Annotated in this window: 15 protein-coding genes and 4 pseudogenes; 8 read left to right on the forward strand and 11 right to left on the reverse strand. The window is 34.9% G+C overall.

Translation table 11 applies throughout. The features are described 5' to 3' along the window. Window positions 1-34 precede the first annotated feature (34 nt). Entirely contained in the window at window positions 35-2,125 is a 2,091-nt protein-coding gene (locus AAGD74_RS03980) for a hypothetical protein (RefSeq protein WP_338482757.1), read from the forward strand. Between the two features lie 127 nt (window positions 2,126-2,252). Here the strand turns inward: AAGD74_RS03980 and AAGD74_RS03985 are convergent, their stop codons facing one another. After that, window positions 2,253-3,635 carry an IS66-like element ISWen3 family transposase gene (locus tag AAGD74_RS03985; RefSeq protein WP_007548562.1) on the reverse strand — a complete coding sequence of 461 codons (1,383 nt, stop codon included), beginning with the start codon at window positions 3,633-3,635 and terminating at the stop codon, window positions 2,253-2,255. A 159-nt stretch (window positions 3,636-3,794) separates the two neighbouring features. Further along, window positions 3,795-5,026 (reverse strand): annotated as a pseudogene (locus tag AAGD74_RS03990) (IS256 family transposase). 121 nt (window positions 5,027-5,147) lie between these two features. Between AAGD74_RS03990 and AAGD74_RS03995 the strand changes: the two are divergent. Both AAGD74_RS03995 and AAGD74_RS04000 read left to right on the forward strand, forming a co-directional pair. Further along, window positions 5,148-5,477 (forward strand): transposase, encoded by a 330-nt coding sequence (locus AAGD74_RS03995; RefSeq protein WP_341810772.1) that lies wholly within the window; start codon window positions 5,148-5,150, stop codon window positions 5,475-5,477. 734 nt (window positions 5,478-6,211) lie between these two features. Continuing rightward, a complete protein-coding gene (locus tag AAGD74_RS04000; protein WP_338482757.1) occupies window positions 6,212-8,302 on the forward strand; it encodes a hypothetical protein in 2,091 nt (696 codons plus the stop codon). Between the two features lie 127 nt (window positions 8,303-8,429). On the opposite strand, the gene AAGD74_RS04005 is transcribed toward AAGD74_RS04000, so the two are convergent. After that, entirely contained in the window at window positions 8,430-9,812 is a 1,383-nt protein-coding gene (locus tag AAGD74_RS04005; RefSeq protein ID WP_007548562.1) for an IS66-like element ISWen3 family transposase, read from the reverse strand. 159 nt (window positions 9,813-9,971) lie between these two features. Then, window positions 9,972-11,203, reverse strand: a pseudogene (locus AAGD74_RS04010) (IS256 family transposase). Between the two features lie 121 nt (window positions 11,204-11,324). Here AAGD74_RS04010 and AAGD74_RS07300 point away from each other — a divergent pair. After that, a pseudogene (locus AAGD74_RS07300) lies at window positions 11,325-11,369 on the forward strand (hypothetical protein); the annotation flags it as partial. Between the two features lie 41 nt (window positions 11,370-11,410). Here the strand turns inward: AAGD74_RS07300 and AAGD74_RS04020 are convergent. Together AAGD74_RS04020 and AAGD74_RS04025 are read right to left on the reverse strand one after the other, a co-directional pair. Next, complete coding sequence (locus tag AAGD74_RS04020) at window positions 11,411-11,914, reverse strand: hypothetical protein (protein WP_341810534.1); 504 nt, start codon at window positions 11,912-11,914, stop codon at window positions 11,411-11,413. Between the two features lie 250 nt (window positions 11,915-12,164). Beyond that, window positions 12,165-12,997 (reverse strand): IS5-like element ISWpi1 family transposase gene (locus tag AAGD74_RS04025; protein WP_338482219.1). Its coding sequence is split into 2 segments (ribosomal slippage): window positions 12,165-12,628 and window positions 12,628-12,997, totalling 834 coding nucleotides; the frame shifts between segments, so codons are not numbered across the junction. Between the two features lie 41 nt (window positions 12,998-13,038). Here AAGD74_RS04025 and AAGD74_RS04030 point away from each other — a divergent pair. Next, on the forward strand, window positions 13,039-13,203 hold the full coding sequence (locus tag AAGD74_RS04030; RefSeq protein WP_338482251.1) for a hypothetical protein: 165 nt from the start codon (window positions 13,039-13,041) through the stop codon (window positions 13,201-13,203). Between the two features lie 210 nt (window positions 13,204-13,413). Here the strand turns inward: AAGD74_RS04030 and AAGD74_RS04035 are convergent, their stop codons facing one another. The 4 genes from AAGD74_RS04035 to AAGD74_RS04050 form a co-directional block, all read right to left on the reverse strand. Then, window positions 13,414-14,835, reverse strand: coding sequence for a hypothetical protein (locus AAGD74_RS04035; RefSeq protein WP_341810535.1), 1,422 nt, complete (start codon window positions 14,833-14,835; stop codon window positions 13,414-13,416). A 66-nt stretch (window positions 14,836-14,901) separates the two neighbouring features. Beyond that, window positions 14,902-17,382, reverse strand: coding sequence for a valine--tRNA ligase (locus tag AAGD74_RS04040; RefSeq protein WP_236514798.1), 2,481 nt, complete (start codon window positions 17,380-17,382; stop codon window positions 14,902-14,904). 247 nt (window positions 17,383-17,629) lie between these two features. Next, a protein-coding gene (locus tag AAGD74_RS04045) for an IS5-like element ISWpi1 family transposase (protein ID WP_338482219.1) occupies window positions 17,630-18,462 on the reverse strand; the annotation gives its coding sequence in 2 pieces (ribosomal slippage) (window positions 17,630-18,093 and window positions 18,093-18,462; 834 coding nt in all). A 71-nt stretch (window positions 18,463-18,533) separates the two neighbouring features. Further along, window positions 18,534-19,545, reverse strand: a protein-coding gene (locus tag AAGD74_RS04050) for an IS630 family transposase (protein ID WP_265029767.1) whose coding sequence is annotated in 2 segments (ribosomal slippage) — window positions 18,534-19,082 and window positions 19,084-19,545 — 1,011 coding nt in all. Because the reading frame shifts where the segments join, the coding sequence is not laid out codon by codon here. 144 nt (window positions 19,546-19,689) lie between these two features. Between AAGD74_RS04050 and AAGD74_RS04055 the strand changes: the two genes are divergently transcribed. Then, window positions 19,690-20,522 (forward strand): IS5-like element ISWpi1 family transposase gene (locus AAGD74_RS04055; protein WP_338482219.1). Its coding sequence is split into 2 segments (ribosomal slippage): window positions 19,690-20,059 and window positions 20,059-20,522, totalling 834 coding nucleotides; the frame shifts between segments, so codons are not numbered across the junction. A 25-nt stretch (window positions 20,523-20,547) separates the two neighbouring features. Then, window positions 20,548-20,958, forward strand: a pseudogene (locus AAGD74_RS04060) (IS66 family transposase); the annotation flags it as partial. 202 nt (window positions 20,959-21,160) lie between these two features. Here the strand turns inward: AAGD74_RS04060 and mgtE are convergent. Further along, window positions 21,161-22,531: a magnesium transporter gene (gene mgtE, locus AAGD74_RS04065; protein ID WP_006280192.1), complete on the reverse strand. Its 1,371-nt coding sequence runs from the start codon at window positions 22,529-22,531 to the stop codon at window positions 21,161-21,163. A gap of 153 nt (window positions 22,532-22,684) precedes the next feature. Between mgtE and prfB the strand changes: the two genes are divergently transcribed. Continuing rightward, window positions 22,685-23,789, forward strand: a protein-coding gene (gene prfB / locus AAGD74_RS04070; protein ID WP_141456981.1) for a peptide chain release factor 2 whose coding sequence is annotated in 2 segments (ribosomal slippage) — window positions 22,685-22,759 and window positions 22,761-23,789 — 1,104 coding nt in all. Because the reading frame shifts where the segments join, the coding sequence is not laid out codon by codon here. Window positions 23,790-23,892 lie beyond the last annotated feature (103 nt).

Consider the following 23,892-nt stretch of genomic DNA (forward strand, 5'->3'; position numbering starts at 1 on the left):
ATATTACTTGTTTATTTTAGTAGGGGGTATAGGTATGTTTAGTTTAAAGCAGGTAGTACAATATAATTTATTTGGTAGTAACGACCTTGAAGGCAATTCATCTTGTGAATTTGAAGATTTTCCTGAAGAGGTATTTGAGATTAGCAATGAAGAAAATCAAGCAATAGATAGTTTGAAAAGTAAAATAGAAAATCTACAACAAGAAAATTTTGATCTTAAAAAAAATGTAGAGTTACAAAAACACTATAAGAAAAGAGTAGAAGAGTATTACGAAGAAGTAAGTGAACTTACCAGAGAAATGCAAACCCTAGAAGGGAAAATTAAAAGGCTTGAAGTTGAATTACAAAGAAGGACGAGAAATTTAACTGAAAATGATCAAGACATCGAACAGCTAAAACAGAAAGTAGAAATATTATTATTAGAAACTCAGAACAAAAGTGATATAATTAAGAACTTAAATAATCAATTAAAAGAGGCAAAGAGTGAAATTCAGTTAACAGACAAAATAAATGAAGAGTTACGGCAAAAACTGGATTTTACTGAAGATGAGTTAAATAGAGTAGGAAAAGAAAGTACAGTGCTGATAAACAGCATAGAGAATTTAAAAGGTGATTATGAAAATCAGATATTAGAAAAAGAGATGGAACTTAATGACGTAAGAGATCAATTTTGTATTTATTTATCAAAGTATGAAGAACTATTTGCAGAATTTAAAAGACCGCAGAAGGAAGACGAGAGTTTAAAACAGAAAAATTTCTATATTAGTAATGAAGTGTCTCTTGCAGATGAAATAAACAGAGAAAACGTAAGAGAAGAAATAGCAGAACCTCAATTTATACCTGAAGTAGAAACTAGGCATGTTAATGACAATGATGATCAAGGATCAACCAGGATATACGAAGGAATAGAGAACAATCAATATTATCGAACAAGTGAAGATAAAGACCATGAAAATACTGACTACAAGATTGAAGTGTGGAATGGAACGGATAGTGGAAGTGACAATGTTAGCCCTTGCCCTGATTATGATGAAAGTTTTGGTAGGCGTTACAGTCAACTATTCTACGATGCAAACATAATGCGCAAAGAAGATTCTTTTTCTTTAGCAAAAATAAAATTAAATGCAGTAGAAATAAAAAAGTATGAAAGTATTTGGCAAAAAATAAATAAGATCCATGATTGTCTGGACAATTTAGGTTACTCTGGTAGCGAAGAAGATTATGAGGAGTGCGATAAAGAACTTGATAAAGTTATAAGCGAAGCACTGGAACAAGGGATAATGTTCACTTTTCCATATAAATCTGATATGTCCTTGATAGATAGTATAGCTGACATATTCCCAAAGCTATATTTATCTGCTGACACTACTCGAATTCATGAGTTTTTGGACAAGAAAAAAATATTTCAGACAATATCAGAAGGTGCACCTTTAAATCGATTTAGTGAAAAAGAGCATGAAGATTTCGTCAACGTAATTTGTTCAGATAGAGACACTTTGAGTAAACGAGACGCAAACCTTTCAAGGCTGAAAGAGTTAGCACTTGAAAGTATTATCAAAAAAAGTGAGCAAATCAATAAACATAACTTTGATTTAGAAATAGACAATGGACATTTTTACATAGGTTATCCACAAAATAGTACTATTGAAGTTGCAAGGGTATTAAATAACCAAAAAGCTAAAGATTTAAAACTAAACATTGGTGTACTTCACGTTGGAAAAAGTATAATTAGAGTTGAAAATATAGGAGGAAGTAGAAATTATACGGACCTTTCAGAAGATAGAATTGAGATGTCTTTTACCACTGAAGTAGGAAAGATAAGTATCTATCTATTCCCTAATAAGGAAAATAGTAATAAAATAGATGTGAGGCTTGTCGATGAAGTAAGATTTAACAAATTAGAGAATAAATCAAGTTTAGGACAGAATTGTCTTTTAGGGGGAAAAAGTGTTTTAACAGCTATAGAAGATGGATGTTTTAAAAGAAATAGCAGCGTATTTGAAGAGTTAGATAAGACTATTAAACAGTCGGATTATACAATAGAAAATCCATCTAGCTTTATAGAGGAGGTTAATAAAAATCAGCTACTAAAAGTAAATGCAAGAACGTGTGGTCGGGGACTTTGATGATACAAATTAGGTTCTGTTGCATCTGTAAATTGTGGTAGAAGGAGATCGTTAAAACTGAGATTATGGAATTATAGAACAATTAGCATAGTGAAATTCTCAAAAGGTATCCGTTCAGGAGAGTGGTTTAAGAAACAATAGATAGGAGATTTTGGAAAGGATTGAGACCCCTTTGTTTCCAAGTTAAGTATAATGAAATTATCCGCTCAAGGAATGTATTTCCCCGCTTTGATTGTGTAAAATATGAGTTTTTGCGATAAACGACATAATGCCGAATTTGCCGTTCAGCGTGGTTATTTGTCAGCGGAATATTTTCTGGGTCATCTAAAAATTTCCACATCATTCTTTCAGATCTCAGAACATTTTTTGCAACTCGAGAGGCTCCAATTGCTTCAGGTAAACGAGATATCTCCTTCAAGTAATACTTTGTACGTTTTCTTAATTTTCTGGCACGTCTGACAAACCTCAAAACATCTATCTCACTTTTTAGTAAAGCTTTTTTTAGTGCAAATAATTCAGTGGCCACGTTTCTCAAGTAACAACCCAGAACTTTAACTTCAATATTCCAACTATGTGCTAATCTTTCAAAATCTCTTGATAAATGTGCCCAACAGATTTGCCTGTTTTTATCGGCAAAATAATTGTATGCTGCATACCTGTCAGTTATTACCAAGCTATTGCGATTGCAGAATTTACTATTTTGTAAAACTTTCATTCCTCTTGACTCTGTAAATTTTACAAAACTTGCCGTATTGCTTGCAAACATCCAACACCAAGCGAGTTTACCTTTGTTATAATGGCTCGTTTCATCAATATGTAGAACTTTACTCCTACTTATCTCTTGTTCGATCTGCTCATACATTTTTTTGCATTTTGAAGCAACTCTATGTTCACTATTTGATATGCTACCGACGCTTATGTTCAAATTGAAGATATCATTTACGACACTCGCTATTTCGCGTTTTGAATTTTTGTAGAATCCGCTGAACGCTGCAATTATTGACTTAACCCTTGGACCAAATGTATCTGGCGTAACACCTTCTGGTAACTTGCTACTTCTTCTCTTTCCGCATCTCCGACAACGGCCATGTTCTAACTGATATTCCACTACATAAGGCTTGATTTCTGGAAGATCAACTTTCTGATGAATATATGGTTTTTCACATATTGCAATTTCTCCTCCGCATTCGCAAGTATTAGGCAACTCTATCTTTACTACTTTATCTGCATCCATGTTGGCGCGAAAACTTCCTTTATGACCAACCTGACCGCCAATATTCCTTTCGCTTTTCGGCTTATTCTTTTTTATTTTATACAACTCTTTGGAACTTGGTATTGATGAATTTTTTGAGCTTAAACCGAGTCTTTCTCTTAACTCAGCATTTTCTATCTTTAAAGCCTTATTTTCTGCTTTTAAACTTTCATTCTCTTTTTCCAATCTTTCTATTTTTGCTTCTAACCTTTCTATTTTTTGCTGTAAATTTTTGCAAAGTTCTAAAAGGTTTACCATATTATTTCACTTTTGCTCTATGATTATCTTCTTAGATCACCTTGTCTACCTTATTCTGCCACTCCGCTGAACGGATACCTCAAAAGTAGAAACATTATCATTAGCTCCGATATTTTGTCTTTTTAGGGAGTGTTAAATAAACTGTGTCAAACTGCATTTTTAGTTCAACTCAATTTTCAATCTGCCAGGAAAGAAAACATCAAGTTGAGAGATAGTTAATGCCCAATCATGTACAGGCATCGTCCACTTTTCCTCTGTCTTCTTTATAGCACAATATACCTGCTTATACAAGGCATTTATGCTGGTAAATGAGCCTTTGGTCTTAGTGAATTTCCTAATTTGCCTATGTAGCTCCTCTATGGGATTGGTGGTGTAGATTATCCTCCTAACTGGACCAGAATACTTAAAATAACCAGACAAGTTTTCCCAATTATTCTGCCAAGATTTTATAACCATAGGGTACTTTGTGCCCCATTTTTCATCCAATTCCAACAGATAATTCTCGGCAATTTCCTTGCTTGAAGCTTGATATACCTTCTTTAAATCGCTCAAAAAACTCTTCGCATCTTTACTGGCCACATACTTCAGTGAGTTGCGTATCTGATGCACTATACACATCTGCACTTCCGCATTAGGAAAGACACTGTTTATAGCTGCAGGAAAGCTTTTCAGCCCATCAACGCAGGCAATAAGGATATCTTCTACTCCTCTTTCTTTGAGGTCATTTAGCACTCCCAACCAGAAGTTAGCTCCTTCACTTTCAGCCAAATAAAAACCTAATACTTCTTTTTTGCCATTTTGATCTATTCCTAATATGTTATACATGCATTTACTTACGCAATGCCCGTCCTCTTTGACTTTAAAAAACATGCCATCCATAAAAACTATCGGATATACAGACTGCAGCGGGCGACTACGCCATTCGTTGATTACTGGTAGCAATTTGTCAGTAATACTTGATATCTCTGCCGCCAATATTTTGTGATCATAAATTTCCTCAACATGTGACATTATATCTCTATAGCCCATACCACTGGCAAATGTGCTCAAAATCTTCGTTTCAAGCTCTGGTTTGTTTGCCTTTTTTTGACTATTTGTGGTTCGAAACTTCCTTCCCTATCTCTTGGCGTCAAAAGCTCAAATGACCCTGCGCTTGTACGTAAAGTCTTTGCATTCCTCCCATTTCTTAGATTATTCTCTTCGCTTTTAGCCGACAAGTGGTTTTCTATTTCACCTTCCAGGCTTACCTCCAGCAACTTTTTTATAAACGGTGTTAATGCTCCATCTCTTCCTGTCAACGGTCTTCCTTCTCGTACAGACGACAGGATATTTGTTTCTAATTCTTTATAATCTACCAATCCGGTAGTTCTGTTTACTACTTTCTGACTCATTGTCAAACCTCCATTTTTTTATATCAATTTATTACTTTTTTTTCGGTTTGACACACTTCTTTGAACGTTCCCTAAAATACATGCGCTTGTCGATGCACTTGGAAATCCACTTAAATTTACTCTGACTCCTGGTCAAAGAAATGAAATTACGCAGGCACAAGTGTTGACTGAAAGTATCTATAACTCTACTGTAGTAGGTGACAAGGGCTACGATAGCAATGCCTTTGTTACAAGTCTTGAAGACAAGGGATGTACAGTAGTTATTCCGCCAAAAAGGAATCGAAAAGTGCAAAGGTATTACGATGAGCATATCTACAAAGAACGTCATTTGATTGAGTGTTTTTTTGGTAAAATTAAAAATTTTAGGCGCATTTTTTCCGGATTTGATAAAACTGCTGAGGTTTTTATGGGTTTTCTCAATCTTGTTGGATCTCTTGTATGGCTTCTCTAAAATTTTGTCCACAGAGCCTAGAGTGCGTTTGGGTAAGATTGGAAAAAAAGCAAATTCTTCGAGCAAAAAAATTAGATTTGTGTTTTCTTAAGTTCAAATTAACTTCATAAAGTTTGTATAATTTATTGTCAGAGTTTTTTTTATTCTCTTTTTACTGTAGGTTCGCTCTATTTTGTCTTTTGCCTTTTTAAGCAGATTAATTATTAACTCATTAGTGTAGATTACAAAAATCTAAATAATATAGTTATTTTCAGTGCTCGAAATCAAGGAGCGTGAGAAGAGTTCGTTTTGGGATGCGTTGGTCTACCAATCGATACATACGAACTTTTTTATATAGCAACTTTACCATACGCTAAAATCAGCCATATTGGCCTGCTTCAGCCATATTTATATACGAACTTACTTGCCTAACTTCGTTGCAATAACCTTACGTTTTTATTTTTACAATCTTATTTTACGCAACTTGTTCTCACAAATATATGACCTTTTTTGAGGGAGTAAATAATTCAATTCCTTATAACACTAATTAGTATGGTCTTTTCATTAAATTTATCCTTTCAAAAAGACTGTGCTTTATTCACCTGCTTTAATAGTATTATAATATTTTACACCTAAACTTACTCTATAAAAATTCACAATACGAATTAGTAAATAGATTATATTCAAATTGATTTTATTTATGATATATAGTGCATACAATATATTACTTGTTTATTTTAGTAGGGGGTATAGGTATGTTTAGTTTAAAGCAGGTAGTACAATATAATTTATTTGGTAGTAACGACCTTGAAGGCAATTCATCTTGTGAATTTGAAGATTTTCCTGAAGAGGTATTTGAGATTAGCAATGAAGAAAATCAAGCAATAGATAGTTTGAAAAGTAAAATAGAAAATCTACAACAAGAAAATTTTGATCTTAAAAAAAATGTAGAGTTACAAAAACACTATAAGAAAAGAGTAGAAGAGTATTACGAAGAAGTAAGTGAACTTACCAGAGAAATGCAAACCCTAGAAGGGAAAATTAAAAGGCTTGAAGTTGAATTACAAAGAAGGACGAGAAATTTAACTGAAAATGATCAAGACATCGAACAGCTAAAACAGAAAGTAGAAATATTATTATTAGAAACTCAGAACAAAAGTGATATAATTAAGAACTTAAATAATCAATTAAAAGAGGCAAAGAGTGAAATTCAGTTAACAGACAAAATAAATGAAGAGTTACGGCAAAAACTGGATTTTACTGAAGATGAGTTAAATAGAGTAGGAAAAGAAAGTACAGTGCTGATAAACAGCATAGAGAATTTAAAAGGTGATTATGAAAATCAGATATTAGAAAAAGAGATGGAACTTAATGACGTAAGAGATCAATTTTGTATTTATTTATCAAAGTATGAAGAACTATTTGCAGAATTTAAAAGACCGCAGAAGGAAGACGAGAGTTTAAAACAGAAAAATTTCTATATTAGTAATGAAGTGTCTCTTGCAGATGAAATAAACAGAGAAAACGTAAGAGAAGAAATAGCAGAACCTCAATTTATACCTGAAGTAGAAACTAGGCATGTTAATGACAATGATGATCAAGGATCAACCAGGATATACGAAGGAATAGAGAACAATCAATATTATCGAACAAGTGAAGATAAAGACCATGAAAATACTGACTACAAGATTGAAGTGTGGAATGGAACGGATAGTGGAAGTGACAATGTTAGCCCTTGCCCTGATTATGATGAAAGTTTTGGTAGGCGTTACAGTCAACTATTCTACGATGCAAACATAATGCGCAAAGAAGATTCTTTTTCTTTAGCAAAAATAAAATTAAATGCAGTAGAAATAAAAAAGTATGAAAGTATTTGGCAAAAAATAAATAAGATCCATGATTGTCTGGACAATTTAGGTTACTCTGGTAGCGAAGAAGATTATGAGGAGTGCGATAAAGAACTTGATAAAGTTATAAGCGAAGCACTGGAACAAGGGATAATGTTCACTTTTCCATATAAATCTGATATGTCCTTGATAGATAGTATAGCTGACATATTCCCAAAGCTATATTTATCTGCTGACACTACTCGAATTCATGAGTTTTTGGACAAGAAAAAAATATTTCAGACAATATCAGAAGGTGCACCTTTAAATCGATTTAGTGAAAAAGAGCATGAAGATTTCGTCAACGTAATTTGTTCAGATAGAGACACTTTGAGTAAACGAGACGCAAACCTTTCAAGGCTGAAAGAGTTAGCACTTGAAAGTATTATCAAAAAAAGTGAGCAAATCAATAAACATAACTTTGATTTAGAAATAGACAATGGACATTTTTACATAGGTTATCCACAAAATAGTACTATTGAAGTTGCAAGGGTATTAAATAACCAAAAAGCTAAAGATTTAAAACTAAACATTGGTGTACTTCACGTTGGAAAAAGTATAATTAGAGTTGAAAATATAGGAGGAAGTAGAAATTATACGGACCTTTCAGAAGATAGAATTGAGATGTCTTTTACCACTGAAGTAGGAAAGATAAGTATCTATCTATTCCCTAATAAGGAAAATAGTAATAAAATAGATGTGAGGCTTGTCGATGAAGTAAGATTTAACAAATTAGAGAATAAATCAAGTTTAGGACAGAATTGTCTTTTAGGGGGAAAAAGTGTTTTAACAGCTATAGAAGATGGATGTTTTAAAAGAAATAGCAGCGTATTTGAAGAGTTAGATAAGACTATTAAACAGTCGGATTATACAATAGAAAATCCATCTAGCTTTATAGAGGAGGTTAATAAAAATCAGCTACTAAAAGTAAATGCAAGAACGTGTGGTCGGGGACTTTGATGATACAAATTAGGTTCTGTTGCATCTGTAAATTGTGGTAGAAGGAGATCGTTAAAACTGAGATTATGGAATTATAGAACAATTAGCATAGTGAAATTCTCAAAAGGTATCCGTTCAGGAGAGTGGTTTAAGAAACAATAGATAGGAGATTTTGGAAAGGATTGAGACCCCTTTGTTTCCAAGTTAAGTATAATGAAATTATCCGCTCAAGGAATGTATTTCCCCGCTTTGATTGTGTAAAATATGAGTTTTTGCGATAAACGACATAATGCCGAATTTGCCGTTCAGCGTGGTTATTTGTCAGCGGAATATTTTCTGGGTCATCTAAAAATTTCCACATCATTCTTTCAGATCTCAGAACATTTTTTGCAACTCGAGAGGCTCCAATTGCTTCAGGTAAACGAGATATCTCCTTCAAGTAATACTTTGTACGTTTTCTTAATTTTCTGGCACGTCTGACAAACCTCAAAACATCTATCTCACTTTTTAGTAAAGCTTTTTTTAGTGCAAATAATTCAGTGGCCACGTTTCTCAAGTAACAACCCAGAACTTTAACTTCAATATTCCAACTATGTGCTAATCTTTCAAAATCTCTTGATAAATGTGCCCAACAGATTTGCCTGTTTTTATCGGCAAAATAATTGTATGCTGCATACCTGTCAGTTATTACCAAGCTATTGCGATTGCAGAATTTACTATTTTGTAAAACTTTCATTCCTCTTGACTCTGTAAATTTTACAAAACTTGCCGTATTGCTTGCAAACATCCAACACCAAGCGAGTTTACCTTTGTTATAATGGCTCGTTTCATCAATATGTAGAACTTTACTCCTACTTATCTCTTGTTCGATCTGCTCATACATTTTTTTGCATTTTGAAGCAACTCTATGTTCACTATTTGATATGCTACCGACGCTTATGTTCAAATTGAAGATATCATTTACGACACTCGCTATTTCGCGTTTTGAATTTTTGTAGAATCCGCTGAACGCTGCAATTATTGACTTAACCCTTGGACCAAATGTATCTGGCGTAACACCTTCTGGTAACTTGCTACTTCTTCTCTTTCCGCATCTCCGACAACGGCCATGTTCTAACTGATATTCCACTACATAAGGCTTGATTTCTGGAAGATCAACTTTCTGATGAATATATGGTTTTTCACATATTGCAATTTCTCCTCCGCATTCGCAAGTATTAGGCAACTCTATCTTTACTACTTTATCTGCATCCATGTTGGCGCGAAAACTTCCTTTATGACCAACCTGACCGCCAATATTCCTTTCGCTTTTCGGCTTATTCTTTTTTATTTTATACAACTCTTTGGAACTTGGTATTGATGAATTTTTTGAGCTTAAACCGAGTCTTTCTCTTAACTCAGCATTTTCTATCTTTAAAGCCTTATTTTCTGCTTTTAAACTTTCATTCTCTTTTTCCAATCTTTCTATTTTTGCTTCTAACCTTTCTATTTTTTGCTGTAAATTTTTGCAAAGTTCTAAAAGGTTTACCATATTATTTCACTTTTGCTCTATGATTATCTTCTTAGATCACCTTGTCTACCTTATTCTGCCACTCCGCTGAACGGATACCTCAAAAGTAGAAACATTATCATTAGCTCCGATATTTTGTCTTTTTAGGGAGTGTTAAATAAACTGTGTCAAACTGCATTTTTAGTTCAACTCAATTTTCAATCTGCCAGGAAAGAAAACATCAAGTTGAGAGATAGTTAATGCCCAATCATGTACAGGCATCGTCCACTTTTCCTCTGTCTTCTTTATAGCACAATATACCTGCTTATACAAGGCATTTATGCTGGTAAATGAGCCTTTGGTCTTAGTGAATTTCCTAATTTGCCTATGTAGCTCCTCTATGGGATTGGTGGTGTAGATTATCCTCCTAACTGGACCAGAATACTTAAAATAACCAGACAAGTTTTCCCAATTATTCTGCCAAGATTTTATAACCATAGGGTACTTTGTGCCCCATTTTTCATCCAATTCCAACAGATAATTCTCGGCAATTTCCTTGCTTGAAGCTTGATATACCTTCTTTAAATCGCTCAAAAAACTCTTCGCATCTTTACTGGCCACATACTTCAGTGAGTTGCGTATCTGATGCACTATACACATCTGCACTTCCGCATTAGGAAAGACACTGTTTATAGCTGCAGGAAAGCTTTTCAGCCCATCAACGCAGGCAATAAGGATATCTTCTACTCCTCTTTCTTTGAGGTCATTTAGCACTCCCAACCAGAAGTTAGCTCCTTCACTTTCAGCCAAATAAAAACCTAATACTTCTTTTTTGCCATTTTGATCTATTCCTAATATGTTATACATGCATTTACTTACGCAATGCCCGTCCTCTTTGACTTTAAAAAACATGCCATCCATAAAAACTATCGGATATACAGACTGCAGCGGGCGACTACGCCATTCGTTGATTACTGGTAGCAATTTGTCAGTAATACTTGATATCTCTGCCGCCAATATTTTGTGATCATAAATTTCCTCAACATGTGACATTATATCTCTATAGCCCATACCACTGGCAAATGTGCTCAAAATCTTCGTTTCAAGCTCTGGTTTGTTTGCCTTTTTTTGACTATTTGTGGTTCGAAACTTCCTTCCCTATCTCTTGGCGTCAAAAGCTCAAATGACCCTGCGCTTGTACGTAAAGTCTTTGCATTCCTCCCATTTCTTAGATTATTCTCTTCGCTTTTAGCCGACAAGTGGTTTTCTATTTCACCTTCCAGGCTTACCTCCAGCAACTTTTTTATAAACGGTGTTAATGCTCCATCTCTTCCTGTCAACGGTCTTCCTTCTCGTACAGACGACAGGATATTTGTTTCTAATTCTTTATAATCTACCAATCCGGTAGTTCTGTTTACTACTTTCTGACTCATTGTCAAACCTCCATTTTTTTATATCAATTTATTACTTTTTTTTCGGTTTGACACACTTCTTTGAACGTTCCCTAAAATACATGCGCTTGTCGATGCACTTGGAAATCCACTTAAATTTACTCTGACTCCTGGTCAAAGAAATGAAATTACGCAGGCACAAGTGTTGACTGAAAGTATCTATAACTCTACTGTAGTAGGTGACAAGGGCTACGATAGCACTAGCTTTGTGCCGGGCTTTATGGCATTATACAGCGCAAAACCTATACACGCTGATCCAGCTATTCCCACAACTGCTACTACTACAGGCATTTTCATGATATACAATGCAATGCTGCTTACCAGTAACACTACACCAGCACTACCGACCACGATTGCCTGTCTTTGTTGTATTAGCAGTTTTTCTTTTTCATCTGCAGTATTTCCTTTGCCAAATTCACTATAAAAATATGGTTTGGAAGAAGAAAGGCTATCAGAGGCATTTAGACCCTGTGCAACAGTTTCTGTTGAAGCAGTGGCACTTTTTTCGTATATTGATTGATTGTCATCTTCATAATCTCCTATTAAAGGTACAAAGTCAACAGCACTTTTATGCTCTATAGTCGATGTATTCAGATTATCTTTACATTCTTCCTCATATACTAAGTCACGCATAAGCTTCTCTTTTGATTCTAAATCAATTAGAATTGCCTCCTTTTGCTGTTTTGCAATCATTAATGGTTCTTTCTCTTTGCCTGCAGCATCGATGTCACAACATAGTTTGGGAAATAGGTTGTCAGAAGCGTTTAGCTCTTGCTCATCTAAAATATTTCGAGCTTCTTCACTGCTTACAATCCTAGATTCATGTATTTCATAGTCTTTATTGACATCTTCACATCTATAGTATTTTCTAAAATGAATGATAAATTTCCATTATGGTATTACCAACCAAAAGTTGTAAGAGGTTGTCCGGAAACTAGTAAATTCAAGCATATTCCCTCTTTAACATAACCCTACTCATAGCTAGGTATATGAAATTCTCAGTGGATGTTGTGAGTAAATCATACTCCTTCGATAGCCTTCTATTCCTATTAACCCAAGCAAAAGTCCTTTCTACAACCCATCTTCTTGGCTGTACTTTAAACCCTTGTTCTCTTGTTGGTAGTAGCTCAGGTGGCGTATCTTTGTGCACCCAAAATCTACATGGAGGCCTTGTAACAATTTCAATATCTATGTCATATTCTTCCTTTGTGTGATTCTTTAAATTTCTTCCTTGGTATCCCATGTCAGCCCACATTTTTTTAACTTTAGTATATTTTGTTCTCATATTGTTTAATGCTATTTTAATACCATCTCTATCATTTTCGTTAGCAGCGCCTACGTAACAACCTAGTATAAAACCCTGAGTGTCTGTAATTATATGCCTTTTTCTACCCTTTACTTTTTTACTTCCATCATAGCCTTTGATCCCCCCTTTTCTGTAGTCTTTACAGATTGACTATCTACTATACAGGCACTCGGCTGCTCATTCCTTCCTATTTTTCTTCTACTATATTTTGTAATTTCATAATTCATTTTCTCAAAAATTCCCTGCTTCTTCCATTGCCTGAACTGCTCATACACAGTCTTCCATAGCGGAAAATCATTTGGTAAATACCGCCATTGACACCCTGTACGCAATACATAGAAAATTGCTTCTAATATTTCTCTTTTGCTATACTTTGGCGGCCTTCCTCCTTTCTTGTATGATACTCTGAAGTGTTTTTCTATTCTTGCCCATTCCCTTTCGCTTAGATCTGTTGGATACTTTTTTCTCATCTTTACCCCGTACTAAAATTTCAGATATTATAGCCTTTTACTTGTTTCCGGACAACCTCTTACTAATTATTTTATACGAAAGTGCAAGCACCAAAATAGATAATGTAGCTAAAGCAAGAATTAGAGGAAGAGGCACATTAGAAGTTACAATAAGCGCTAAAGATGTAAGTAACGTAAGAGTAGCTAAGGAACTAGCTACAAAATAAAATGCATTAGCCTCACTAAGCAAATTGCTCATTACTCCCCTCCCACCACGGACAAAACTCCAGCAGTCTTGTATATATTTATTAAAATTCTCTTATCTGTGGAGGAATTATAGTGCTGCACCTACAACAAACTTTCCTTTTTCAGCCTGCTAGCTAAAAAATGACTTAGACCTTGTGTATCGAGTGTACCATTGTACTTATAATGTCTAGTTAGCTATTGATCGGGGTAGAACATATACTGGTATATCTAGAATCACGTGAAGCATCATTCAGCTTTTTACATGGCGATCTTATTGGAGTGGATATATAAGGTGGTTTTGGTTTCGGGAACTGTTTATTAACAGACTCATTTTCACCTATTCCTTCAAGTTCTGATAAATGTTCACTGCTTATATCTGAAGAAATGGAATGACTTTGCTCGTCTTCCTGCTCAATTACTGCTTGCAGACGTTTAACTTTTCTTTTCAAATCAGAATTACGTATTCTTAATTTACTGCATTCGTCATCCAAATCTTTTTCGCTACTTTTCAACTGACTGTTATTATCGCGCAACTTTTCATTAAGTTTTTTTAACTCTCTGATCTTATCAAGATTTTTAGTTTTTTCCTCTTCTAATTCCTTGCATAGTTTTTCTTTTCGTTCTAAATCTTTAGCTAGCTGGATCGTTTCTTGCACTTTTTTACTTAACTTTTCTTTCAATCGTATTTCTCTTTTTACTACTTCCCCTAATTCAGATTTTAAACAAGAAGTTTTGTCTTTTTCTAACTGCACTGCTAATTCTCCTACTTTTTTCCTTCTCTTTTCTAAACATGTTTCCAATTCTGTTATTCTTTCTTTTAATAAAAGAGCTAAAATTCCTTCATATTTTAATTCATCTAACTGCCTTTTTAAGGAATCTATTTCTTTTTGAGGTTGAGATAATTCCTCCATTAAAGAATCCACTCTTTCATTCAATCTTACATTTTCATCATGTAACTCTTGGTATTCAAGAGAAAGCATCTCCTCCTTATGTTTTAACTGACCTTTTACTTTTGCACTCAATTCTGTATTTTCATCGTGTAAATCTTTGTTCTTATTATTAAGGGCACCTATCTTACCCTCTAATTCTCGGATTTGATTACCTTTATTATTTAACTCTTTTGTAGCATCATCTAATTTTTGCTGTGCATCATCTTGTTGTTTCTTTAACTGCTCTATTTCCTTATTTAACCCTGCAATTTCGCTTTCCAAATCTTGCTTTTCTCGAGTTAATTGATCTTTTAATTCCTTCACTTCTTTATTTACAGCTTCTTTAGCTTTTTCTCCCAGAGCTATTTTACTTTCTAACTCTTGTACCCTACTCTCTGATTGTTGTTTTACGCTTTCTAACTCTTGCTCTTTTTCAGCAAATTTATTTTTCTCAACCTCTATTTTCTTATTATTACTAATTATTTTACATGAAAGTACAAGCACCAGAACAGAAAGTATAGACAAACTCAAAGCAACAGGAAGAGCTACATTAAAGGCTGCAACTGAAGACAAGAACTTAACATAAGGGGCAACAGCAAGTGTCCCAGACGCAAGCAATACCAAAGTAGCAAGAGCACCAGCTATAAGATAAGGTGGATTGGCTTTATTATATAAATCCCCCATTATTATTCCTTCATACTAATAATGATTACAATAGCATGGATATTAAAGGAAGTAAAGCTATAAAAATCAGTATAAGTCTATATTCACTATGTATTTTCCGTCTTCAGTTTCAAGCTCAGACTGCATCCACTCTATCGTTTCCGCATTGCAAACTGCCTGCAAATCATCCTGTGCAGATTGATTCAATTTATCCTCTCGTAGATCTGCTTTTATCATCAACTTTTTTATCAGATGCTTAACTGATACATTATTATCTGCCTTTATCTTTCTGATAATGTTTAATATCTGAATAACATTATCTCCCATTTCCTCTGAATATTTATCGTAGATAAGTTCTTCTTTGCTCGGCCAATTACTTTGATTGTGTACAGAATTATAACTATACAACTGGTGGTATATCTCTTCTGTAATGTAAGGCAAGAAAGGTGCAAATAACCGCAAAATAATATTCAGTACATATGCCAAACTTTGCTTTGCACTTAAGTTTGTTTCGCTGTCTACTTTATCTCCATATGCGCGCTTTTTTGCTAGTTCCAAGTAGTTATCACAAAAATCCTTCCAAAAAAATTCTTCTACTGCACTCAAAGCTTCGCAGTATTCAAACTGTAATAGGTTGTTCGTTGCTCTTTCTATAACTTTGTATAACTTAGACAATATCCACTTATCCATTGTCTCGTGAGCAGAATTTATGCTCATCACTTGATGCTTTTCCATGAACATGGAAACGAACTTGCTAGCGTTCCAAAGTTTTGTAACGAGGCGCTTGCCAATTTTGAATGTATTTTCAGAGTAGACTGTATCAACTCCAAGCCTTGAGTTCGCTGCCCAATAGCGCACTACATCAGCTCCATAAGTTTCAAGTATTACATGAGGAGTGATGATGTTACCCTTTGATTTACTCATCTTTTTCTTATCATCGGTTAAACACCAACCGCTGATCATAATGTTTTTCCAAGGTAAAGAATTTGCATGATAATGTGCCTTTAAAATAGTATAAAAAGCCCAAGTTCTGATTATCTCATGGCTCTGGCTGCGCAGATCTGCAGGAAATATCGTATCATAGCGATGATTTGGTAAACTAAACTCACTGTTTACTGCCAGTGCACTCAGTTGAGGAGTAATTGAACTTGTGGCCCAAGTATCCATTACATCTTGATCTGGGATAATCTCTTCTTTGCTATACCCTTTTGGCAAATCTTTGAGTGGATCAATAGGTAGGGCCTTTACTTCAGCTAGAATAATTTTACCTTCTTCTCCCTTACGTTTAGAATACCACGCTGGAAATGGCACACCAAAATAGCGCTGCCTTGAGATGCACCAGTCCCAATTTAGCCCTTCTATCCACACTTCCATACGTTTACGCATAGTAGCTGGATGCCAATTGCATTCTTTTACTTTATCTAATACTTGAGCTTTTTGCTCTAAGGTCTTGATAAACCATTGATAAGTAGGTAATATCTCAAGTGGTGCACCAGATCTTTCTGCGCACTTAACAGAATGAGAAATGTTAGTGCTTTCTATCAAAAGTCCTTTTCCACTCGAGATTTCAATCATCCTCTTTCTTGCTGCTGTAACTTTCAATCCATTTATTTCATCGTAGATTCCAGTGTCAGCTACTTTCATGACGCCGGGGTGTGGTGGAATGACATCATCTAGGTTCATCCTCCCATCCTGATCGATGATAATTTTCATCGGCAGGTTATGCTTTTGCTGCCAATATATGTCGAGTTCATCACCGAATGTACAACACATAACAAGCCCGGTGCCTTTATCTATTTTAACCTTATCATCTGCTATTATTGGAACTTTCTCCTCTGTTATTGGCACTACCGCTGTTTTTCCGATCAGATGAGTGTAGCGCGTATCCTCTGGATGACAAAAAACTGCAACGCATGCTGGAAGTAGTTCAGGTCGCGTAGTTGCAATATTGATCTGCTCATTTTCTTGAGTAGAGAAAACTATCGTGTTTAAGGATGACTCAAAAACTTTATCTTCTATTTCTGCTTGCGCAATTGCTGTTTTATCAACCGGGTCCCAAAGGATAGGCTGCATTTTTCTATATGCATATCCCTTGTTATATAGATCAATAAACGACATCTGTGAAAGCGTCACAGTTTCCTTGCTGATCGTGTGATATTCCAAATCCCAGTCATAACTAATGCCGACCGATTTAAATAGTTCCTTGAATTCTTGCTTTGATTTTTCAATAACCTCATGGCACATCTCTATAAATTTTTCTCTGCCAACTTCTTTTGCACGGGTTTTATAGGTTTGTTCAACCAATCTTTCAGTGGGAAGCCCATTATCATCAAACCCAATTGGATAAAACACATCTTTTCCCAGCATGCGCTGAAACCTTGCAATAAAGTCTGTATGGCAATAGCTGAATATATGGCCAATATGGAGTTTTCCCGATATTGTCGGTGGAGGCGTGTCTATAGTGAAAGTGTTATCCTTTTCACCATTCCATTTATAAACTTTACTGCCTTCCCATAATATGTTGCATTTGTCTTCAATTTCTTTAAAGCCGTATTTTTCTTTTAACATAAATATTTCTCAATTTTAAACCTTAAGCTAGCAACGTCATACCGCGATTCATTCGCGGTATAGATCCCGCTAACAAGCAGCGGGATGACGATGGTCGGTAAACCTAAATTACTTTAGCTATAGCACAATTAAGCAAATACGGCAATTTTACGCCAAAATTTTTTGTTTACGAACATAAATTTTCTATGCTATGATAAAAATATTACTTGACCTTAGGTTCTAAGAGGTTGTCCGGAAACAAGTAAATTCAAGCATATTCCCTCTTTAACATAACCCTACTCATAGCTAGGTATATGAAATTCTCAGTGGATGTTGTGAGTAAATCATACTCCTTCGATAGCCTTCTATTCCTATTAACCCAAGCAAAAGTCCTTTCTACAACCCATCTTCTTGGCTGTACTTTAAACCCTTGTTCTCTTGTTGGTAGTAGCTCAGGTGGCGTATCTTTGTGCACCCAAAATCTACATGGAGGCCTTGTAACAATTTCAATATCTATGTCATATTCTTCCTTTGTGTGATTCTTTAAATTTCTTCCTTGGTATCCCATGTCAGCCCACATTTTTTTAACTTTAGTATATTTTGTTCTCATATTGTTTAATGCTATTTTAATACCATCTCTATCATTTTCGTTAGCAGCGCCTACGTAACAACCTAGTATAAAACCCTGAGTGTCTGTAATTATATGCCTTTTTCTACCCTTTACTTTTTTACTTCCATCATAGCCTTTGATCCCCCCTTTTCTGTAGTCTTTACAGATTGACTATCTACTATACAGGCACTCGGCTGCTCATTCCTTCCTATTTTTCTTCTACTATATTTTGTAATTTCATAATTCATTTTCTCAAAAATTCCCTGCTTCTTCCATTGCCTGAACTGCTCATACACAGTCTTCCATAGCGGAAAATCATTTGGTAAATACCGCCATTGACACCCTGTACGCAATACATAGAAAATTGCTTCTAATATTTCTCTTTTGCTATACTTTGGCGGCCTTCCTCCTTTCTTGTATGATACTCTGAAGTGTTTTTCTATTCTTGCCCATTCCCTTTCGCTTAGATCTGTTGGATACTTTTTTCTCATCTTTACCCCGTACTAAAATTTCAGATATTATAGCCTTTTACTTGTTTCCGGACAACCTCTTATACCAATTCTCATTGTTGTCCAGTCAAATAGGAAACATTGCAGAGTTGTTTAATTGTGGAGCTGGCAAGAGAAGTAATAAATTTGCACAAAGCACCCTCAAGTAGAGCAATTGTATCGTATATTTTATTGCGCAAAATGTTCTGTTTTATATATAACCAAAGCCTCTCAACAGGATTTAGCTCAGGTGAGTATGGAGGTAGGTATATAATGTCGATATTTTTAGGTACCTTTAAATTTTTTGACCTATGCCAACTAGCACAGTCCATAACGAGAAAAGCCTCTCGTGTTTCTAGATATTGCGAAATTTGCTCAAGAAATATGTTCATGCAATCAGTGTTGACATTTGGTGCAAATAAGCTAGAACTCTCTCCATTTCTAGGATTAACTGCACTATAGAGATAGAAATTTTGCCTACCTAATTTTGTTTTAACCTGTGTTCTAATCCCCTTTTTAAACCACCCATGTCCGACTTTTGAATGTGTGCCAAACCGTGATTCATCAAAGAAAAATAGCTCTTTTTCTGGATACTTGCTAATAGCTCCATTGAGATTTTTTTTTGAATTCCTCTTGTTTGCTTTTATCTTGTCCATTATGAACTGGTCTTGGTGTAATATATGAGAATTTCATCTTTTGCATATGGCGGTGTACTGTAGATTTGCTGATATTTAATCCGAACTTTTCCTGGATTCTTATTCTCATTTCTTTAATGGTGATATTAGGATTTTCTTCTATCCACTCTTCAATTTGCTGTAGTTGAGCCTGATTTAATTTAGTTTTTCTACGACGTTGTGAAGGAGCAAACAGTTTTTCTTCTCTGCCAATTTTCAAGAGTTTTACCCACGAAGTTAGTGCGCTTCTTGAAATGCAATATATTTTTGCTACAGCCGTTATACTGTACTTTTTTGCTGCAATTACAGCATTTAGTTTTTTTGAAACATATGCATTATTCCTTACTTTCTTCAGCATTTCTTTTGCTGATTCTACTACTTTTTCATCCAATAATTTTGATCTTAATGCCATTTAAACCTCGCTATTTTACTTACTTCAGTATGGCTTTTCTTCCATCATTGTCCATCTGTTTGCCCTGTAATGGGAATTGGTATAAGAGGTTGTCCGGAAACAAGTAAAAGGCTATAATATCTGAAATTTTAGTACGGGGTAAAGATGAGAAAAAAGTATCCAACAGATCTAAGCGAAAGGGAATGGGCAAGAATAGAAAAACACTTCAGAGTATCATACAAGAAAGGAGGAAGGCCGCCAAAGTATAGCAAAAGAGAAATATTAGAAGCAATTTTCTATGTATTGCGTACAGGGTGTCAATGGCGGTATTTACCAAATGATTTTCCGCTATGGAAGACTGTGTATGAGCAGTTCAGGCAATGGAAGAAGCAGGGAATTTTTGAGAAAATGAATTATGAAATTACAAAATATAGTAGAAGAAAAATAGGAAGGAATGAGCAGCCGAGTGCCTGTATAGTAGATAGTCAATCTGTAAAGACTACAGAAAAGGGGGGATCAAAGGCTATGATGGAAGTAAAAAAGTAAAGGGTAGAAAAAGGCATATAATTACAGACACTCAGGGTTTTATACTAGGTTGTTACGTAGGCGCTGCTAACGAAAATGATAGAGATGGTATTAAAATAGCATTAAACAATATGAGAACAAAATATACTAAAGTTAAAAAAATGTGGGCTGACATGGGATACCAAGGAAGAAATTTAAAGAATCACACAAAGGAAGAATATGACATAGATATTGAAATTGTTACAAGGCCTCCATGTAGATTTTGGGTGCACAAAGATACGCCACCTGAGCTACTACCAACAAGAGAACAAGGGTTTAAAGTACAGCCAAGAAGATGGGTTGTAGAAAGGACTTTTGCTTGGGTTAATAGGAATAGAAGGCTATCGAAGGAGTATGATTTACTCACAACATCCACTGAGAATTTCATATACCTAGCTATGAGTAGGGTTATGTTAAAGAGGGAATATGCTTGAATTTACTAGTTTCCGGACAACCTCTTACTTGAGAAACGTGGCCACTGAATTATTTGCACTAAAAAAAGCTTTACTAAAAAGTGAGATAGATGTTTTGAGGTTTGTCAGACGTGCCAGAAAATTAAGAAAACGTACAAAGTATTACTTGAAGGAGATATCTCGTTTACCTGAAGCAATTGGAGCCTCTCGAGTTGCAAAAAATGTTCTGAGATCTGAAAGAATGATGTGGAAATTTTTAGATGACCCAGAAAATATTCCGCTGACAAATAACCACGCTGAACGGCAAATTCGGCATTATGTCGTTTATCGCAAAAACTCATATTTTACACAATCAAAGCGGGGAAATACATTCCTTGAGCGGATAATTTCATTATACTTAACTTGGAAACAAAGGGGTCTCAATCCTTTCCAAAATCTCCTATCTATTGTTTCTTAAACCACTCTCCTGAACGGATACATATCTATACCGCGAATAAATCCACAGATGTACGAACATTGTGATTTGGGCACACCAGGAAGAATGTCATCCAAGTAGCCCCTTTCTCGTCATCCCGCTACTTGTTAGCGGGATCTATGCTAAGAGATACCGCGAATGAATCGCGGCATGACGGTTCGCGGCGGTATAGCTATAGATAGTATTAGCTATTTAATAAAAAGATCGTAGCTAAACCAAGAAATATAAAAGCTGAGAGAATATCAGTTGTTGCCGATGTTAGGATTGAAGAAGAAACGGCAGGGTCAGACTTTAAGCGATGAAGCATTATAGGAATGAAAGTTCCGATGAACGTTGCAATAATTGACATCATAATCATGGAGACCACAAAAATCATCTCCACTTTGAAGTTGTGAAACCTTATTGCTAACACTACTAATGAAATAGTAGATAAGATCACCCCGTTTATAAGACCTATTAAAAATTCTTTCATCAGTATTCTTTTTGCATTTTGCTCAGTTAGATATTTTGTTGCGATTGCCCGGATGGTTAGCGTTACTGTTTGGGATCCTGCATTTCCGCTCATTGATGCAATTATCGGCATGATTATTGGCAGCACTATAAAACTTTTTATTACATCATCGAAAAAGCCAACTACTATGGAACACATTGTTGCAGCTAAGAGGTTAAACAGTAACCAAGGTAGCCTTTTAATTATAGTTTTATGTATAGGGGCATTTATATCGGCTTTAGAAGATACACCGCTTATTTTGAGTACATCCTCTTCTGTTTCTTGTTGAACAACTTTTATCACATCTTCAATTAAGATCACACCAATAATTTTACCATTCTTATTTACTACCGGAGCCGATAATAGAGAGTAATCTTTAAATATTCTTGCTACTTCCTCTTGGTCTATTCCAGTTTTAATGATTTTTATGTCATGATCCATTATCTCTTTTATTATTGTGTCTCCTGAGTGAGATATTACCTTATTTAAATTAACACTGCCTATAGGCTCTAATTTTGAGTTGATAATGAATATCTGGTGAAATTTTTCTGGTATTTTTTTATAGTTGCACACAAATTCTGTCAGTTGATTTATTGTCCAATAATATGGAGCTATAACCATATCTTTATGTATTAACCTTCCTGCACTTTCTTCTGGATATGATAGCAACTCCTCTACCGATTTCTGAGTTTTGCTGGGCAAATAGTAAAGTATATTTTCTACAGACTTTCTATCTAAATCTTTCACTATGGTTACTATATCTTCTACATCAAGGAGCATTAGTAACTTTGCTGTATTTTCTATTCCCAATGTTTCTATGATCTCTATTTGTAAATCTGGCACTACATGCACTAGGGCATCACTTAACAAATGTTGATCGAGGATATTAACTAATTTCTCCCTGTGATCACTGATCGAAGTAGATAAAAAATAAGCTAACTGAACACTGTCTATCGTTTTTACAATATTACGAACATTCTCTAGCTCCTCGTTATCAAGTGACTCTATTAAGTCATCAATAGCCTTTTTGTCTAAACCATAATGGGAACTTATTTCAATATTCATTACTTTACCTTGTTTTTTAATAAATATACGCGCTTGATTTCCTTAAACATTAAAGTATAATGAAATTATTTAAATTAACTATCATATGGTTAAATTTCTATTTTGTTTACTGTTATTGTTATTGATAGTAAATATATTAAAATCTAAAGTATAATGAAAACTTATCCAGAAATTCTTGAACACTTTCAAAGCTTAAATAAAAGTATTTCTCTTATCAGGAGGTGTCTTTGACATAGAAAAATTAAAGTTGCGTCTTGAAGAGCTTGACTCCCAAGCGTCGAATGATGACCTATGGCAAGATAACCAAAAAGCACAAGAAGTTTTAAAAGAACGTTCTAAAATTAAGAATGACGTAGAGTCGTTTTTAAAGCTGGAAAGCGATTACAACGATGCCATCAGCTTAATGAAGTCTGCTATTGATGAAAATGATGAGGAATTTTTCTCTGAAGTTGAAAATGAATTAGCTAAGCTAGAGAAATTAATCAAGTATAAAGAAACAGAGTCCTTATTTACTGGTGAAGCAGATAATAATAACTGCTTTTTAGAAATCCACTCAGGAGCTGGCGGAACCGAGAGCAATGATTGGGCTGAAATGCTGATGCGCATGTATATAAGGTGGGCAGAAATTTATCACAACTTTAAAGTTGAAGTTGTAGAAAAATTAGAAGGAGAGTCAGTTGGTATAAAGTCTGCAATGATAAAAATCGTTGGAGAAAAAGCTTATGGGTGGGCAAAAAGTGAAAGTGGAATTCACAGGCTGGTTAGAATATCGCCATTTGATGCAAATGGTAAACGTCATACCAGTTTTGCAAGTGTAGGAGTAACTCCAGTGATAGAAGATTCAATTGATATTGCTGTGGATGAAAAGGATCTAAAGATCGACACCTATCGTGCTTCCGGAGCAGGCGGTCAGCATGTGAACAAAACTGAAAGTGCAGTACGCATTACGCATATTCCAACTGGTGTTGTAGTTCAATGCCAAAATGGTCGTTCTCAACACAGAAATAAAGATGAGGCATTGAAATTACTTAAAGGACGTTTATACCAAATTGAACTGGAAAAGAAAGAACAAAAGATGGCTGAAGAATATGGTAAAAAATGCGATATAGGCTGGGGCAATCAGATCAGATCGTACGTTATGCATCCATATCAAATGGTGAAGGATTTAAGAACCGGACATGAAGTGGGCAATATAAATTCTGTTTTTGATGGTAATATAGATTGTTTCATAGTTAGTGTGCTTACTAAGCAAAATTAAGAATTCATTTGGAGTTGACTTTACTTGCTGTGATAGGTGATAATTAAAAATACTATTTAAAATTAGAGGTAAAGTTATTGCAATGAACTATAAGCAATGGGAA

The sequence above is a fragment of the Wolbachia endosymbiont (group A) of Campoletis raptor genome (genome assembly GCF_964026755.1).
Classification (GTDB): Bacteria; Pseudomonadota; Alphaproteobacteria; order Rickettsiales; family Anaplasmataceae; genus Wolbachia; species Wolbachia pipientis.

What these genes read in the sequence shown, in the direction of transcription:
- AAGD74_RS03980 (WP_338482757.1), top strand. Translation starts at nt 35, where the DNA reads ATGTTTAGTTTAAAGCAGGTAGTACAATATAATTTATTTGGTAGTAAC.
- AAGD74_RS03985 (WP_007548562.1), bottom strand. Translation starts at nt 3,635, where the DNA reads ATGGTAAACCTTTTAGAACTTTGCAAAAATTTACAGCAAAAAATAGAA.
- AAGD74_RS04000 (WP_338482757.1), top strand. Translation starts at nt 6,212, where the DNA reads ATGTTTAGTTTAAAGCAGGTAGTACAATATAATTTATTTGGTAGTAAC.
- AAGD74_RS04005 (WP_007548562.1), bottom strand. Translation starts at nt 9,812, where the DNA reads ATGGTAAACCTTTTAGAACTTTGCAAAAATTTACAGCAAAAAATAGAA.
- AAGD74_RS04020 (WP_341810534.1), bottom strand. Translation starts at nt 11,914, where the DNA reads ATGATTGCAAAACAGCAAAAGGAGGCAATTCTAATTGATTTAGAATCA.
- AAGD74_RS04035 (WP_341810535.1), bottom strand. Translation starts at nt 14,835, where the DNA reads ATGGGGGATTTATATAATAAAGCCAATCCACCTTATCTTATAGCTGGT.
- AAGD74_RS04040 (WP_236514798.1), bottom strand. Translation starts at nt 17,382, where the DNA reads ATGTTAAAAGAAAAATACGGCTTTAAAGAAATTGAAGACAAATGCAAC.
- mgtE (WP_006280192.1), bottom strand. Translation starts at nt 22,531, where the DNA reads ATGAATATTGAAATAAGTTCCCATTATGGTTTAGACAAAAAGGCTATT.